The organism is Amycolatopsis sp. CA-161197 (genome assembly GCF_050942255.1).
Classification (GTDB): Bacteria; Actinomycetota; Actinomycetes; order Mycobacteriales; family Pseudonocardiaceae; genus Amycolatopsis.
This window is the reverse complement of the sequence record NZ_CP192059.1, coordinates 2,601,305-2,615,189: the sequence shown is the minus strand read 5'-3', so window position 1 is coordinate 2,615,189 and position 13,885 is coordinate 2,601,305. Positions and strand designations below refer to the sequence as shown.

Here is a 13,885-nt window from a genome sequence, read left to right as displayed (position 1 = left end):
GATCCTCTCTGTGACCGCATGGAGACAACGACTCACGGCCCTCGCCCAGGAGCACCTGCCCGCCGAGGCCGTCGGCGCATGGCTGGGGCTGGTGCGTCCCGGAGTGCACCTCGTTCCGGAGGGCGACGGGGCGCCGGTGGGGCAGCTGGGTGGTGACCCGGCGCTGCCCGCCGGCGTGGAGTGGCCGACGTGGGGCGAGCGGGGGCCGCTCACGTTCGTCGCGTCGGTGGACTGCGGTGCGTTGCCGCGCGAGCTCGAAACGTTGCCGGAGGCCGGCACGTTGCTGTTCTTCTCCTTCGACGGCCGCTACGACGAGGAGGACGACGAACCGGCGTACGGCGAGGACCTCGACGGCCACCGGGTGATCTTCGTCCCGGCCGGCACTCCGGTCGCCGAGCGGGCCGCGCCCGTCGAGCACCTCGCGTACCCGCGCCGCGACCTGCACGCGCGGGTGGTGGGCTCGGCGCCGGACGTCGGTCGCGTGCTGCTCGACAGCACCACCACGCCGGAGGGAGCGCCGCTGGTGAAAGCGGTCCGCCCTGGGCTGCTGGGCGAGCTCGCCTGGGCAGAAACCGAGCAGACCGCGCGGCACCAGGTCGGCGGGTACGCCACGGCCATCCAGGACGCCCCGGAGACGGAGGTCGCCGTGATGGCCCTGGGCGGCGGCTACCGCGACCCCGCCCTGGCCGGGGAAGGCGCGCGCTGGGTGCTGCTCGCCCAGTTCGACAGCGACGACGAGGCCGACATGATGTGGGGCGACGTCGGCACGATCTACTGGGTCATCCGGTCCGACGACCTCGCGGCGGGGAGGTTCGACGCGGCCCGGTTCACGATGCAGTGCACCTGAGCCGCGAACGCGGGGGCGCGCGTCTGGCACGATCCACTCCATGGGGTGGCAGCGAAGGCTCACGGCGGTGCTCGTCGCGGTGCTCGTGGCGGGGCTCACGGCCGCGTGCGGGCCGAGCTTCGAGGGCCTGCGCCTGCGGATCGCGACCGGCGCGGTCGGCGGCGTGTACAACGACCTCGCCCGGCCGCTCGCCGACGCGTGGGCCAAGGACCTGGGCATCACCCGGCCGGAGGTCCTGGCGACGCAGGGCTCGCGCGACAACCTCAACCGCGTGCTCTCCGGGAGCGCCGACGTCGCGTTCGTGGCGGCCGACCTCGCCGCCGAGTCCGCCGCGCAGCACCCGGGCCGGCTGACCGCACTGGCGCGCATCCACGACGACTACCTGCACATCGTCGTGCGCGCCGACTCGCCCTACACGTCGGTGTCGATGCTCAAGGGCCGCCACATCGCGGTCGGCTCGCCCGAGTCCGGCGTGGAGTACATCGCCAACCGGGTGCTGGCCGTCGCCGGGCTGACCGATTCCGTGACCGTGCAGCAGCTGGGCCTCGGAGACTCCCTCAAAGCCCTCGAAAACCACCAGCTCGACGCCCTGTTCTGGTCCGGCGGCCTGCCGACCCCGCTGATCACGACCTACACGCAGAAGGTCGGCCTGCGGCTGCTCGACATGGCCAGCCTGCAGGAGGGCATGCAGGCCTACAGCCCCGTCTACAGCACCGCGACCATCCCCGGCAGCACCTACAACCAGGCCGGCCCCGTGACCACGCTCGTGGTGCCCAACTTCCTCGTCGTCCCCGCGAACATGGCCGGCGACGTCGCCGAAGCCCTCACCCGCGGCCTCTACGACGCCCGCCCCGCCCTCGCGGACGCCAACCGCGCGGCCCTGTCGATCGACGTCCACCCGGGTATCGAGACCGAGCCGCTCCCCCTGCACCCGGGCGCGCTCGCCTACTACCGCAGCCTCAAGGTCTAGGGCGCGACCCGCAGGTCCAGCTCGATCCGCAGCCCGCCGCCGTCCGGCAGGGACAGGCGCATGTCGCCGCCGGAGTGGCGGACGATCTCGCGCACGATCGCGAGCCCCAGGCCCGAGCCGGGCACGTTCTGGTGCGCGCTGCTGCGCCAGAAGCGGTCCACGGCGCGCTCCAGCTCGTCCTCGCGCAGGCCCGGCCCGTGGTCCCGCACCGCCAGGGTCACCCGGTCGCCGCCGTTCACGGCCGAAACATGCACCGAAGTGCCCTGGCCGGTGAACTTCAGCGCGTTGTCGATCAGCGCGTCCAGGATCACCTCCAGCCCCCTCGGTGGCAGCAGCACCCGCGCGCCGTTGACGTCCGCGTCGGTTTCCAGCGCGACGTCACGCGCCGCACCCACCACGCTCCAGTCGGCGACGCGGTCGGACACCACCGCGCCGAGGTCCTCCGCCACGAGCTCACCGCCGGCCGACTCGGCGCGGGCCATCGACAGCAGCTCGTCGAGGATCTGGTTGAGCCGGCCGGCGTCCACGCGGGCGGCGTCGAGGTCGGCGGCCGCGGCGTCGTCGTCCACGTGGCCTTCGAGGTTGCCCAGCCGCAGCTTCAACGCGGTCAGCGGGTTGCGCAGCTGGTGCGACGCGTCGGCGACGAATGCCCGTTGCGCGGCCAGCGCCTCCGACACGCTCGCCGCCATCCGGTCGAAGGACCGGCCGAGTTTCCGCAGCTCAGGCGGCCCGCCGCTCTCGCCGACCGGCTCCGCCTCACGCCCGCTCACGACGGCCGCCACCAGCGCGCCCGTCGCTTCGTCGAGCCGGCGCACGGGCCGCAGCGTCCACCGCACCACCGGGATCGCGACCAGCAGCGCGAGCCCGAACGCGACCACCGCGCCCGCCGCGAGCACGAGCCACTGCCACAGCAGCCGCGTGCGCACGTGGTCGGTCGAGGACTCCGTGACGACGACGCCGCGCACCTCACCGTCGATCAGGATCGGCTCGGCCAGCACCAGCGGGGCCGTCGACCACGGCATCAGCAGCGGACCGGGCTCCGGGTGGCGGCCGGCGAGCGCCTCGTTCACCGGCGCCGCGATGGCCGAGCGGTCGATACGGGCCGCGTCGGTGCCGCCCAGCGAGCTGAGCACCGCGACGCCGTCCTGGTTCACCACCACGACCTTCACGCCGTAGACCTCGGTGTAGCGGCGCAGCTCCGGCTCCAGCAGGGCGGGCCGGTTGTCGATCAGCGGCCGTTGCGCGAGCGAGGCGAACCGCGCGGTGTCGGTGAGCCGGTCGAGAAAGAGGTTCTGCTGCAGGCTGCCCGCCATCGTCAGCGCCAGGGGGATACCGAGGCCGAACACGAGCAGCGCGACGAGCGTGACCACGATCCCCTGGAGGCGGACGCGCACGGCTCAGCCCCGCCCGCCGCCGAGGCGGTACCCGACCCCGCGGACGGTCTCGATCAGCGCCGGGCGCCCCAGTTTCGTGCGCAGCGTGGCCACGTGGACGTCGAGCGAACGGCTCTCCGCCGCGCCCCGGTGGCCCCACACCTCGGTGAGCACGTGCTCGCGCGAGCACACCGAGCCGCGCGCGCCCGCGACGAGCGCGAGGACCTGGAACTCCTTGCGGGACAAGGCGATCGGCTGCCCGGCGACGAGCACCTCGTGGCGCGCGAGGTCGATGCTCACGTCGCCGACCTCGATCACCGGCGCGGGCCCGTCGGTGCGCTCGCCACGACGGCGTCGCACGGCTTCGACGCGCGCGAGCAGCTCCTCCACGTCGTAGGGCTTCACGAGGTAGTCGTCGGCGCCCGCGCGCAGCCCCTGCACCCGGTCGTCCACCTCGCCGCGCGCCGACACCACGATCACGGCGACGTCGCTGACCGCGCGGATGCGGCGGCACAGCACCACGCCGTCGACGTCGGGCAGCCCGAGGTCGAGCAGCACCACGTCCACGTCGTGCACGCGGTCCAGCACGCCGGCGCCCGAGGCCAGCCGTTGCATCTCCAGGCCGCGCCGCGTCAGCGCGGGCACGAGGGCGCCCGCGACCCGGTCGTCGTCCTCCACCAGCAGCACCCGCACCGCTCGCCTCCCCGGTGATCCAGCCCACGGTAGCGAGGAACTCTAGGGGGCACCCGCCCGCGACCACGACAGGGCACAAAGGATGACTCTCCGTCACCCTTCCGACCCGCAACGCGTGATGCCGGGATGCGCGCGTGGCTAGGCTGAGCAGCGCGGAAGGCCGCCGACCAGGTCGGACGGCGCCGGAAGTCGATACGTACTTGAAACCCTAAGTATTGCTCAAGCCGCCTTTACAAAGGGTCCGACGGGAGTAGGTTTCCGCCATCGACGGGGGATCCGGTCCCGCGGATGCCGGTGGTGAAGGAGCTCTGGAGGCCAAGATGACCGCGGAGGTGGCGGCGCCGATGATCAAGGCGACCGCCGTGAACAAGTTCTTCGGCGACCTGCACGTGCTGAAGGAGATCAACCTCGAGGTGCCTCGCGGCCAGGTCGTGGTGGTGCTCGGGCCGTCCGGGTCCGGCAAGTCGACGTTGTGCCGCGCCATCAACCGGCTGGAGCCCATCAACGACGGCGAGATCGCCGTCGACGGAGTGCCCCTGCCGGCCGAGGGCAAGGCGCTCGCGGCGCTGCGCGCGGACGTCGGCATGGTCTTCCAGTCGTTCAACCTGTTCGCGCACAAGACGATCCTCGAGAACGTGATGCTCGCGCCGGTGAAGGTCCGCAAGGTCTCCTCCGCCGACGCCCGCAAGACCGCCATGGAGCTGCTCGAGCGGGTCGGCATCGCGAACCAGGCGGACAAGTACCCGGCCCAGCTCTCGGGCGGCCAGCAGCAGCGCGTGGCCATCGCCCGGGCGCTCGCGATGCGCCCCAAGGTGATGCTGTTCGACGAGCCGACCTCGGCACTGGACCCGGAGATGGTCCAGGAGGTGCTCGACGTGATGACCGGCCTGGCCAAGGACGGCATGACCATGCTCGTGGTCACCCACGAAATGGGCTTCGCCCGCCGGGCAGCCGATCGGGTGATCTTCATGGCCGACGGCGAGATCGTCGAGGACACCAAGCCGGACGAGTTCTTCACCCAGCCGAAGAGCGACCGGGCGAAGGACTTCCTCGGCAAGATCCTCACCCACTGACGATTACCGGATTTCCCCGGCACCTGCCGTACCCGGTGGCCGCACCGGCCATACCGACGACAGATACAGGAGACACGTTATGAGGATCCGCACCCTCGCGGCAGGGCTGCTCGCCGGCGGCCTGCTGCTGACCGCTTGCGGCAAGGAAGGCACGCCCGCGGCCCCCGGTGGCGACGCCAGCGGCACGAACACCGCCGCCCTGCCGACCTACACCGTGGCGCAGAACGTCGACCTCCCGGGCTCGGCCACGTTCGCCAAGATCAAGTCGGCCGGCACGGTCACCGTCGGCGTCAAGGACGACCAGCCGGGCCTCGGCCTGAAGGACCCGACCACCGGCAAGTTCGAAGGCTTCGACATCGAGATCGCCCGGATGATCGCCGCCGGCCTGGGCGTCAGCCCGGACAAGATCAAGTTCACCACGGTCGACTCCGCCGCGCGTGAACAGGCCATCTCCAACGGCCAGGTCGACTACTACGTCGGCACCTACACGATCACCGACAAGCGCAAGACCCAGGTTTCGTTTGCCGGCCCGTACTTCCAGGCCGGTCAGGACCTGCTGGTGCGCAAGGACGACACGTCGATCACCGGCCCGGAGACGTTGAAGGGCAAGAAGGTCTGCTCGGTGACGGGGTCGACCCCGATCCAGCGCGTGCGTGACCAGGGCCTGACGGAGCCCGGCAACATCGTCGAGTTCCAGAAGTACTCGCAGTGCGTGGACAAGCTGAGCACCAAGGAGGTCGACGCCGTCACCACCGACGACGCGATCCTCAAGGGCTTCGCCGCCCAGGACCCCGACTCGTTCAAGGTCGTCGGCAAGCCGTTCTCGCAGGAGCCCTACGGCATCGGCCTGAACAAGGACGACAAGGTGCTGCGCACGAAGATGGACGACCTGCTGCAGGCCAGCCTCGACGACGGCACCTGGCAGAAGATCTACGACGCCACTCTCGGCAAGTCCAACGCGACCGCGACGAAGCCGACGATCCAGCGCTACTGATCAAGCTCGGCGGCCGGTGGACGGAGTCTCCGTCCGCCGGCCGCTCCACGTAAACTTCCGTCCCACGGACGCGGGGAAGGCTCCATGGACGTCCTGCTCGACAATCTGGACCTGTTCGGTCCGTTCTTCCTTCGCACGATCGAACTGTTCCTGATCGCCGGCGTCGGCAGCCTGGTGTTCGGCACGATCCTGGCGATGCTGCGGGTGAGCCCGGTCCCGGTGCTCCGGTCGATCGGCACGGTCTACGTCACCGTCGTGCGCAACACACCGCTCACGCTGGTGTTCGCGTTCTTCGTGTTCGCCTACCCGCGGCTCGGCATCGTCGACCTCGACTACTTCACCTACGCGGTGATCGCGCTGACGGTGTACACGTCGGCGTTCATCTGCGAGGTCGTGCGCTCGGGCATCAACACCGTGCCGGTCGGCCAGGCCGAGGCGGCCCGCGCGCTCGGCCTCACGTTCGGCCAGATCCTCGGCCAGATCGTGTTGCCGCAGTCGCTGCGCTCGGTCGTCCCGCCGCTGATCAGCACCCTGATCGCGCTGCTCAAGAACAGCACGATCGCCAGCGGGTTCTCGGTCGCCGAAGCGGGCGCGATCCGCCAGTACATCTCCGAGCGCGGCGACAGCCAGCTGGTCGCCCTCCTCTGGGTGGCGCTCGGTTTCATCATCCTGGTCGCCGTGCTGTCCCTGGTTCAGCGCAGCCTGGAGAAGCGCTGGAGTGTGGCCCGATGAGCAGCGTCCTGTTCGACCTTCCCGGCCCGAAGTCGCGGGTCCGGCACCGGATCTACGCGGTGATCGGCATCCTCGCGGTCGTCGCCCTGATCGCGTTCGTGGTCTACAAGTTCTACGAGAGCGGCCAGTTCACCGCGCAGAAGTGGGCCTGGCTGCAGTACTCGCAGGTGCAGGCGGACCTCGCCAACGCCGTGCTGGCCACGCTCGAAGCGTTCGCCCTCGGTGCGGTGTTCGCCCTGATCTTCGGCGCGGTGTTCGCGGCCGGCCGGCTGTCCGAACGCGCGTGGCTCCGCGGGATCTCCACGTTCATCGTGGAGTTCTTCCGCGCGATCCCGCTGCTGATCCTGATGTTCCTCTTCTACTACGGTCTGCCGGCAGTGGGCGTCGAGACCTCACCGCTGTTCGCCGTGGTGCTGGGCTTGACGCTGTACAACGGTTCGGTGCTCGCGGAGGTGTTCCGCGCCGGCATCAACTCGCTGCCGAAGGGCCAGTCGGAAGCGGCGTACGCGCTGGGCATGCGCAAGACGCAGGTCATGTTCACGGTGCTGCTGCCGCAGGCGATCCGGGCGATGCTGCCGACGATCATCAGCCAGCTCGTGGTGCTGCTCAAGGACACCGCGCTCGGCTTCCTGGTCACCTACCCCGAACTGCTCTACTACGCCCGCTACATCGGGTCGCAGGGCGTGTTCGGGCGGCCGATCGTGCCGTCGACCCTCGTGGCGGCCGGCATCTACATCGTGCTGTGCCTGCTGCTCACCGCCCTCGCGACGTGGGTCGAGAAGCGCAACCGGCGGAGCAAGAAGCACATCGAGACCACGGACAACAAGGCGGAGCAGGTCGTGCTCGGCAACGCCGCGGCCGGTGGTGGTTTCGTCGGCGGCAGCGGCTGACGCTCCGGTCGTTCGAAAAGGCCCCCGCACCCGCGGGGGCCTTTTTCGTGCGCTGCTCCGGATGCACCTGTCGGGTCGCCGGGCCGCGGATTAGCGTCGGGGGCACAGCCGTCAGGCAGGAGCCCGCCCGTGCCGGATCTCCCCGAACGCCACGAACTGGTCCACCACAGCCCCGTCGGCATCGCCGAGACCGCGACCGTCATGGCGGCCGCCGGTCCCGTGGCGGGACGCTGGGTGCTGGTCGTCGGCGCCGGCACGGGCTTTTACCCTCGGCAGTTCCGCGCGGCGGGCGCGTCGCGGGTCGTCGGGGACCGCTCGCTGATCGCGTATGCGCAACGGCACGAGGAACGGGATCCGGTGGGGATCTCCTGCGAGGTGCACTCGCCGTTGAAACTGCCGGTGATCGGTGACTTCGACGTGGTCACGGCTCTCGGCGTCGGCGGGCCGCTCGACGTGGTGGTCGCGAGGCTGGCGGCGAACGTCCGGCCGGGCGGGCTGCTCGTCTTCGCGCACCTGACGCCGGCCGCGCTCTCCGGCGCCGTGCCGGGTTTCACCGTGACGCCGCTGGACGAGGACGCGCGGGTTTCCGTCCGCGTGGAGGCCGAACCGCCGGTGTCGTTCGAGTCGGTCGTCCGGGCACCGGAGACGGTCGAGGCGGCCCTTGCTGCCGCGGGGTTGCACTCGATCGAGCTGCAGCCGGTGACGGTGCCGGCTGACGACGAGTCCTGGCGGCCGCTCGTCGCGAACCCGCCGTTCGCGGTGCTGACCGCGCGGCGGCCCTGAGGTTTCCGTCCCGGGATCACGCGAGGCCGCGGCCGGCCGCGCGGGTCCGTGCGTGGCGGCCGAGGACGTCGGTGCTGTCCACCCACTGGTCGATCGCCCCGATCGCGCCCGGGTGGAGCGCGGCGACGAAGCGGTCGGCGCCGAGAACGCGGTAGGGGCGGTTGTGGAAGCCGCGGGTGCGTGGGTCGATCGGCTCGGTCAGCCCGAGGCTGTTGTGTTGTGCCGCAACGGTTTCGTAGGCGCAGGCCAGGTGCGTCTCCCGCTCCTGCCACGAGGTGGCGGCCAGGGCGCCGGCGAGGTGTGGCGTCAGCTCCGGCGCGAGGGGCAGCCGCGCGAACGCGCTGCCGAGCCACTTCGAGTACGGCGGGTACCGGCGCGCCATCAGCAGGCACAGGCGCATGAGGTCCCGCACGAGCCGCGCGGCGACGACGGCGGACCCGAGCTCGTCGCCGACCTCGCCGCAGCGGCCGACGAACGCCTCTTCCTGGGCGATGCGCCGCCACTGCCCGGCGAGGACCTCGCGCCACACGTCGTCGGGGTACCAGGCCAGCGTGGCCCGGAGAGCGCCGAGGCGGCCGAGGCCGTCGTGAAAGACCGCACCGCCGGTGAGCTCGGCGAGGGTCTGCGTCGGGGTGGTGAGCCAGTCGTCCCGGGACACGGCCTCGCCGGGCAGGAAGCCCAGCCGCGCGGTGAACCAGGTGTCGACGTCGGCGATCTCCACGGCGTGGCGGACCGGGCCGTCGGCCGGGGCCATGCGCTTCGTCGGATCGCCTTCGTTGTCGGCGAAGTGGGTGGAGTAGCCCAGGAATTCGCGCGGCAGCTCGTGGGCGAGCAGGTCGTCGAGGCCGCCGGGCTCTCGGACGAACAGTTGCAGGCGCGGACCCCAGTCGTGGTCGGTGGAGCGTTCGGTGTCGAAGCCGAGGACTTCGGAGCCGGCGCCGATCAACGCGGCGGAGTACGTGAGGCCGCGGCGTTCGAGGATCGGGCGTACGGCGTCGGAGTGGAAGCGGCGGGCGAGCTCGACACCGGGCAGGAAGTCCACGCCGGCGAGTGTGTCGCGCGCGGCCGCCGCTTCGCGAGCGGTTTTAGCCGCGCACCCGGTGCCCGGCTTGCCAGACCGCGCGAATGCGACCGGCGAGATCGGCGACGTCCAAGGCGGGCCCGTCGAGCAGCACGAGGTCGGCGCGAAGCCCTGGGGCGACGCGGCCGCGGTCGTCGAGGCGCAGGAGCCGGGCCGCGTCGCTCGTGGCGGCGCGCAGAGCGCCTGCGGGACCGAGGCGGGCGGCGGCGAGCAGCCGCAGCTCGGTCAGCAAGTCGACGTGGGGCCGCGGCGCGAGGTCCGAGCCGGCGGCGATCGGAAGGCCCGCTTCGACGGCGAGGGCGAGGGAGCGGCGGTGGGTTTCGCCGTGTTCGGCCGGAATCGGGGCGAGGGTGGGCACGAACCAGCAGCCACGCTCACGCATCGCGGCGACGGCGTGTTCGTCGAGGAACACCCCGTGTTCGACACTGCGCACACCCGCGCGGGCGGCGGCTGTTGCGGCTGCGGCCGTGTGCGCGTGGGCCATCACGTCCCGGCCGGCGCGGCAGGCTTCGTCGGTGACGGCGTGGAGCTCTTCGTCGGTGGGGCGGACGTCGCGCCCTTCGGCCAGGGCGGCCAGCGCGCCGCCGGCACCGAGCTTCACCCAGTCGGCGCCCGCGCGCACCATGCGCCGCACCGCCGCGCGCGCCTGGTCCGGGCCGTCGAACACGGCATCGGGCAGGGCCGGGTCGTCGATGCGATCGAGGCGGCCGGTGTCCGCGTCCCACCAGTCGCCGAGCCCACCCGTGGGCGACAGCTGGCGCAGGCTGACAAGCAGGTCGGGGCCTTCGATCCAGCCCTTGGCGAGGGCGTGCTTGAACCCGGCATCGGCACCCCAGGCGTCGCGGACGGTCGTGACACCTCTCGCTCGCAGGCGGCGCAGCGTGGCGACGGCTTCGAGGATCCGCGTGCTGCGCGGAAGTCCTTCGCGGCCGGGAAAAGCGACGTGGGCGTGGCAGTCGATCAGGCCGGGGATGAGGAGACCGCCGTTGCCGTCACAGGGGTCCGGGCCGTCCGCATCGGGCCCTACCGCGATGATCCACCGGCCCTCGACGAGCACGTTCGCCGCGTCGGTGGTGCCGGAGTCGGGGTCGAAAACCCGGACGTTCTTGATGAGCACGCCACCGGCCTCAAGCACCGAGTTCCGCCGCAGCCAACGCGATCGTCTCCTCTGCCAACGGCAAGAGCTCGGCTTCCCGAGCAGCAGCCGCACGGGAGAGCCGCGTGACGTCGTCGACCCACCGCCGCGTGGCGGCGTCCGGTTCGCCGATCCGCGCGAAACCCCGGTCCAGTAAGCCGGTCGCATCGGCCAGGCGGCCGCGGGCGACGGCCTTGATCGCGCCGAGGGCGTTGGCCAGTGCGCTCGCCGGGCGGGACCACTCGCCGTCGCGGGCGTGCGCCGCGGGGTCGCCGGGACCGGGATCGGGAGCCGCCGAAGTCTCTCGCACCGCCAAGTCCAGGCGTCAGAACAGGGGCACCCCCGCGAAGCGGACGAACAGCAGCCGGCGTTGCGCTGAGTGGAAGAAGTCGGGCGAAGTGCGTACGGCGGCGACCGGGCGTACGCGGTCCAAGACCGCGCGGACGTCGGCCACACAGGCGGGCACGAGCCTATCGGGGACGAGCCACTCCACGTCGATGTCGCTGAAGGCGTCGGCGGTACCGGCGGCGAGTGAGCCTCGCAGCCGGGCCACCGACGAAGGGCACGCAGCGGCCAGCGCGGTGGCGACGGCGTCGGCCAGCTGCGCGCGCGTCACCTGCGGAAGAGCTTGTTGCCCAGCCACACGATCGGGTCGTACTTGCGGTCGGCGACCCGTTCCTTCATCGGGATCAGGGCGTTGTCGGTGATGTGGATGCCTTCCGGGCAGACCTCGCTGCAGCACTTCGTGATGTTGCAGTACCCGAGGCCGTGCTCCTCCTGTGCGGCGTCACGACGGTCGGCCACGTCGAGCGGGTGCATTTCCAGCTCGGCGATGCGCATGAGGTACCGCGGGCCCGCGAACGACTCCTTGTTCTCCTCGTGGTCGCGCACCACGTGGCAGGTGTTCTGGCACAGGAAGCACTCGATGCACTTGCGGAACTCCTGCGAACGCTCGACGTCCACCTGCTGCATCCGGTACTCCCCCGGCTTCAGGTCCGGGGGCGGCGTGAACGACGGGATCTCGCGGGCCTTGGTGTAGTTGAACGACACGTCCGTCACGAGGTCACGGATCACGGGGAACGTGCGCATCGGCGTGACCGTGATGACCTCGTCCTCGGTGAACGTCGACATGCGCGTCATGCACATCAGGCGCGGTTTGCCGTTCACCTCGGCCGAGCAGGAGCCGCACTTGCCCGCCTTGCAGTTCCAGCGCACGGCGAGGTCGGAGGCCTGCGTGGCCTGCAAGCGGTGGATGATGTCGAGGACGACCTCGCCCTCGTTCACCTCCACCTTGAAGTCCTGCAGCTCGCCGCCGGTCTCGTCGCCGCGCCACACCCGGAAACTGGCCTTGTAGCTCACGCGTTCCTCCCGGAGTGGTTCTCCAGCTCGGCGTCGGTGAAGTACTTGCCGAGCTCGTCGAGCTCGAACAGCTCGAGCAGGTCCTCCCGGAGCGGGATCTGCTCCTTCTCCACCACGTCGACGTCCGGTACCACGGGATTGTCCCCCGCATTCGCCGAGCACACCAGCAGCTTGTGCCGCCAATCGGCGTCCATGCTGGGGTAGTCGTCGCGCGTGTGGCCACCACGGCTCTCGGTGCGCAGCAGCGCGGCGCGAGCGACGCACTCGCTCACCAGCAGCATGTTGCGCAGGTCCACGGCGAGGTGCCAACCGGGGTTGAACTGCCGGTGGCCCTCCACGGTCACCTGCGCCATCCGCTGCCGGATCTCGCCGAGCTTCTCCAGCGCCTGGCGGATCTCGCCCGCCTTGCGGATGATGCCGACGAGGTCGTTCATCGACTGCTGCAGCTCGGTGTGCAGCGTGTACGGGTTCTCGGCCACGCCCTGGGCGGGCGGGTCGAACGGCGCCAGCGCCATCTTCGCGGCGGCGTCCACATCGGACTCCGCCACGGCCGGGCGCGCGTCGCCGAGCCCGTCCACATAGGACGCCGCGCCGAGACCCGCGCGGCGGCCGAACACCAGCAGGTCGGACAGCGAGTTGCCGCCGAGGCGGTTGGAGCCGTGCATCCCGCCGGAGCACTCCCCCGCCGCGAACAGGCCGGGCACGCTCGCCGCGCCCGTGTCCGGGTCGACCTCGATGCCGCCCATCACGTAGTGGCAGGTGGGCCCGACCTCCATGGCCTCCTTGGTGATGTCGACGTCGGCCAGCTCCTTGAACTGGTGGTACATCGACGGCAGCCGGCGGCGGATCTCCTCGGCGGGCAGGCGGCTCGCGATGTCGAGGTAGACGCCGCCGTGCGGGGAGCCGCGGCCCTCCTTGACCTCGGAGTTGATGGCGCGGGCCACCTCGTCGCGCGGCAGCAGGTCGGGCGTGCGGCGGTTGTTGTCGGCGTCGGCGTACCAGCGGTCGGCCTCGTCCTCGCTGTCCGCGTACTGGCCCTTGAACACGTCGGGCACATACTCGAACATGAACCGCTTGTCCTCGGAGTTCTTGAGCACACCGCCGTCGCCGCGCACGCCCTCGGTGACGAGGATGCCCTTCACGCTCGGCGGCCAGACCATACCCGTGGGGTGGAACTGCACGAACTCCATGTTGATCAGCTTCGCGCCCGCGCGCAGGGCCAGCGCGTGGCCGTCGCCGGTGTACTCCCACGAGTTCGACGTGACCTTGAACGACTTGCCGATGCCGCCCGTCGCGAGCACCACTGCGGGCGCGTCGAACAGGATGAACCGCCCGCTCTCACGCCAGTAGCCGAACGCGCCGGCGATCTTGCCGTCGCTCAGGAGCAGCTCCGTGACGGTGCACTCGGCGAAGACCTTGATCCGCGCCTCGTAGTCGCCGTACTTCGCGAAATCCTCCTGCTGCAGCGAAACGATCTTCTGCTGCATCGTGCGGATCAGCTCGAGCCCCGTGCGGTCACCGACGTGCGCGAGGCGCGGGTAGGTGTGGCCGCCGAAGTTGCGCTGGCTGATGCGCCCGTCGGCCGTGCGGTCGAACAGCGCGCCGTAGGTCTCCAGCTCCCAGACGCGGTCCGGGGCCTCCTTCGCGTGCAGCTCGGCCATGCGCCAGTTGTTGAGGAACTTGCCGCCGCGCATGGTGTCGCGGAAGTGCACCTGCCAGTTGTCGTTCGGGTTCGCGTTGCCCATCGACGCCGCGCAGCCGCCTTCGGCCATCACGGTGTGAGCCTTGCCGAACAGGGACTTGCACACCACAGCGACGCTGAAACCGCGTTCGCGGGCCTCGATCACCGCGCGCAGACCGGCGCCGCCGGCACCGATCACCACCACGTCGTAGCTGTGCCGTTCGACCTCGGTCATGAATAGAGCCACCTCGGAGCTTGGACGCCGTTGTCTTAC

General features: G+C 71.0%; 15 protein-coding genes. 7 read left to right on the top strand and 8 right to left on the bottom strand.

Annotation, left to right across the window (positions count from 1 at the left end; translation table 11 throughout):
- Nucleotides 1-10: 10 nt before the first annotated feature.
- Nucleotides 11-847 carry a YwqG family protein gene (locus tag ACQPXB_RS12555; RefSeq protein WP_432851634.1) on the top strand — a complete coding sequence of 279 codons (837 nt, stop codon included), beginning with the start codon at nucleotides 11-13 and terminating at the stop codon, nucleotides 845-847.
- Between the two features lie 40 nt (nucleotides 848-887).
- Nucleotides 888-1,817 carry a TAXI family TRAP transporter solute-binding subunit gene (locus ACQPXB_RS12550; RefSeq protein ID WP_366583765.1) on the top strand — a complete coding sequence of 310 codons (930 nt, stop codon included), beginning with the start codon at nucleotides 888-890 and terminating at the stop codon, nucleotides 1,815-1,817.
- On the opposite strand, the gene ACQPXB_RS12545 is transcribed toward ACQPXB_RS12550, so the two are convergent.
- Together ACQPXB_RS12545 and ACQPXB_RS12540 are read right to left on the bottom strand one after the other, a co-directional pair.
- Complete coding sequence (locus ACQPXB_RS12545) at nucleotides 1,814-3,211, bottom strand: sensor histidine kinase (RefSeq protein WP_366583764.1); 1,398 nt, start codon at nucleotides 3,209-3,211, stop codon at nucleotides 1,814-1,816. The two genes, ACQPXB_RS12550 and ACQPXB_RS12545, sit on opposite strands and share 4 nt — an antisense overlap.
- A gap of 3 nt (nucleotides 3,212-3,214) precedes the next feature.
- Complete coding sequence (locus tag ACQPXB_RS12540; RefSeq protein ID WP_366583763.1) at nucleotides 3,215-3,883, bottom strand: response regulator transcription factor; 669 nt, start codon at nucleotides 3,881-3,883, stop codon at nucleotides 3,215-3,217.
- 344 nt (nucleotides 3,884-4,227) lie between these two features.
- Between ACQPXB_RS12540 and ACQPXB_RS12535 the strand changes: the two genes are divergently transcribed.
- The 5 genes from ACQPXB_RS12535 (at nucleotide 4,228) to ACQPXB_RS12515 (ending at nucleotide 8,355) form a co-directional block, all read left to right on the top strand.
- On the top strand, nucleotides 4,228-4,956 hold the full coding sequence (locus ACQPXB_RS12535) for an amino acid ABC transporter ATP-binding protein (RefSeq protein ID WP_366583833.1): 729 nt from the start codon (nucleotides 4,228-4,230) through the stop codon (nucleotides 4,954-4,956).
- Nucleotides 4,957-5,035: 79 nt separating this feature from the next.
- Entirely contained in the window at nucleotides 5,036-5,950 is a 915-nt protein-coding gene (locus ACQPXB_RS12530) for a glutamate ABC transporter substrate-binding protein (RefSeq protein ID WP_366583762.1), read from the top strand.
- Between the two features lie 84 nt (nucleotides 5,951-6,034).
- Entirely contained in the window at nucleotides 6,035-6,682 is a 648-nt protein-coding gene (locus ACQPXB_RS12525; RefSeq protein WP_366583761.1) for an amino acid ABC transporter permease, read from the top strand.
- Nucleotides 6,679-7,572 carry an amino acid ABC transporter permease gene (locus tag ACQPXB_RS12520; RefSeq protein WP_432851630.1) on the top strand — a complete coding sequence of 298 codons (894 nt, stop codon included), beginning with the start codon at nucleotides 6,679-6,681 and terminating at the stop codon, nucleotides 7,570-7,572. Before ACQPXB_RS12525 ends, ACQPXB_RS12520 begins: the two co-directional genes overlap by 4 nt.
- 129 nt (nucleotides 7,573-7,701) lie before the next feature.
- A complete protein-coding gene (locus tag ACQPXB_RS12515) occupies nucleotides 7,702-8,355 on the top strand; it encodes a class I SAM-dependent methyltransferase (RefSeq protein ID WP_432851628.1) in 654 nt (217 codons plus the stop codon).
- 16 nt (nucleotides 8,356-8,371) lie between these two features.
- On the opposite strand, the gene ACQPXB_RS12510 is transcribed toward ACQPXB_RS12515, so the two are convergent.
- From ACQPXB_RS12510 to ACQPXB_RS12485, 6 genes are read right to left on the bottom strand one after another with little or no spacing between them, the layout of a single operon-like run.
- On the bottom strand, nucleotides 8,372-9,397 hold the full coding sequence (locus ACQPXB_RS12510) for a DUF4037 domain-containing protein (protein WP_432851626.1): 1,026 nt from the start codon (nucleotides 9,395-9,397) through the stop codon (nucleotides 8,372-8,374).
- Between the two features lie 43 nt (nucleotides 9,398-9,440).
- The gene (locus tag ACQPXB_RS12505) at nucleotides 9,441-10,571 is read right to left on the bottom strand and encodes an amidohydrolase family protein (RefSeq protein WP_432851624.1); all 1,131 of its coding nucleotides are present in this window, start codon (nucleotides 10,569-10,571) and stop codon (nucleotides 9,441-9,443) included.
- Nucleotides 10,564-10,881, bottom strand: coding sequence for a hypothetical protein (locus ACQPXB_RS12500; protein WP_432851622.1), 318 nt, complete (start codon nucleotides 10,879-10,881; stop codon nucleotides 10,564-10,566). The genes ACQPXB_RS12505 and ACQPXB_RS12500 overlap by 8 nt, the downstream gene beginning before the upstream one ends.
- 15 nt (nucleotides 10,882-10,896) lie before the next feature.
- Nucleotides 10,897-11,187, bottom strand: a complete 291-nt coding sequence (locus ACQPXB_RS12495) for a hypothetical protein (RefSeq protein ID WP_432851620.1) — start codon at nucleotides 11,185-11,187, stop codon at nucleotides 10,897-10,899.
- On the bottom strand, nucleotides 11,184-11,930 hold the full coding sequence (locus ACQPXB_RS12490; RefSeq protein WP_285969195.1) for a succinate dehydrogenase/fumarate reductase iron-sulfur subunit: 747 nt from the start codon (nucleotides 11,928-11,930) through the stop codon (nucleotides 11,184-11,186). The genes ACQPXB_RS12495 and ACQPXB_RS12490 overlap by 4 nt, the downstream gene beginning before the upstream one ends.
- On the bottom strand, nucleotides 11,927-13,846 hold the full coding sequence (locus tag ACQPXB_RS12485) for a fumarate reductase/succinate dehydrogenase flavoprotein subunit (protein ID WP_366583756.1): 1,920 nt from the start codon (nucleotides 13,844-13,846) through the stop codon (nucleotides 11,927-11,929). Before ACQPXB_RS12485 ends, ACQPXB_RS12490 begins: the two co-directional genes overlap by 4 nt.
- Nucleotides 13,847-13,885: the final 39 nt, after the last annotated feature.

Excerpts from the sequence above, each read along its gene's own strand:
- ACQPXB_RS12550 (WP_366583765.1), top strand. The coding sequence starts at position 888 with ATGGGGTGGCAGCGAAGGCTCACGGCGGTGCTCGTCGCGGTGCTCGTG.
- ACQPXB_RS12535 (WP_366583833.1), top strand. The coding sequence starts at position 4,228 with ATGATCAAGGCGACCGCCGTGAACAAGTTCTTCGGCGACCTGCACGTG.
- ACQPXB_RS12530 (WP_366583762.1), top strand. The coding sequence starts at position 5,036 with ATGAGGATCCGCACCCTCGCGGCAGGGCTGCTCGCCGGCGGCCTGCTG.
- ACQPXB_RS12525 (WP_366583761.1), top strand. The coding sequence starts at position 6,035 with ATGGACGTCCTGCTCGACAATCTGGACCTGTTCGGTCCGTTCTTCCTT.
- ACQPXB_RS12520 (WP_432851630.1), top strand. The coding sequence starts at position 6,679 with ATGAGCAGCGTCCTGTTCGACCTTCCCGGCCCGAAGTCGCGGGTCCGG.
- ACQPXB_RS12485 (WP_366583756.1), bottom strand. The coding sequence starts at position 13,846 with ATGACCGAGGTCGAACGGCACAGCTACGACGTGGTGGTGATCGGTGCC.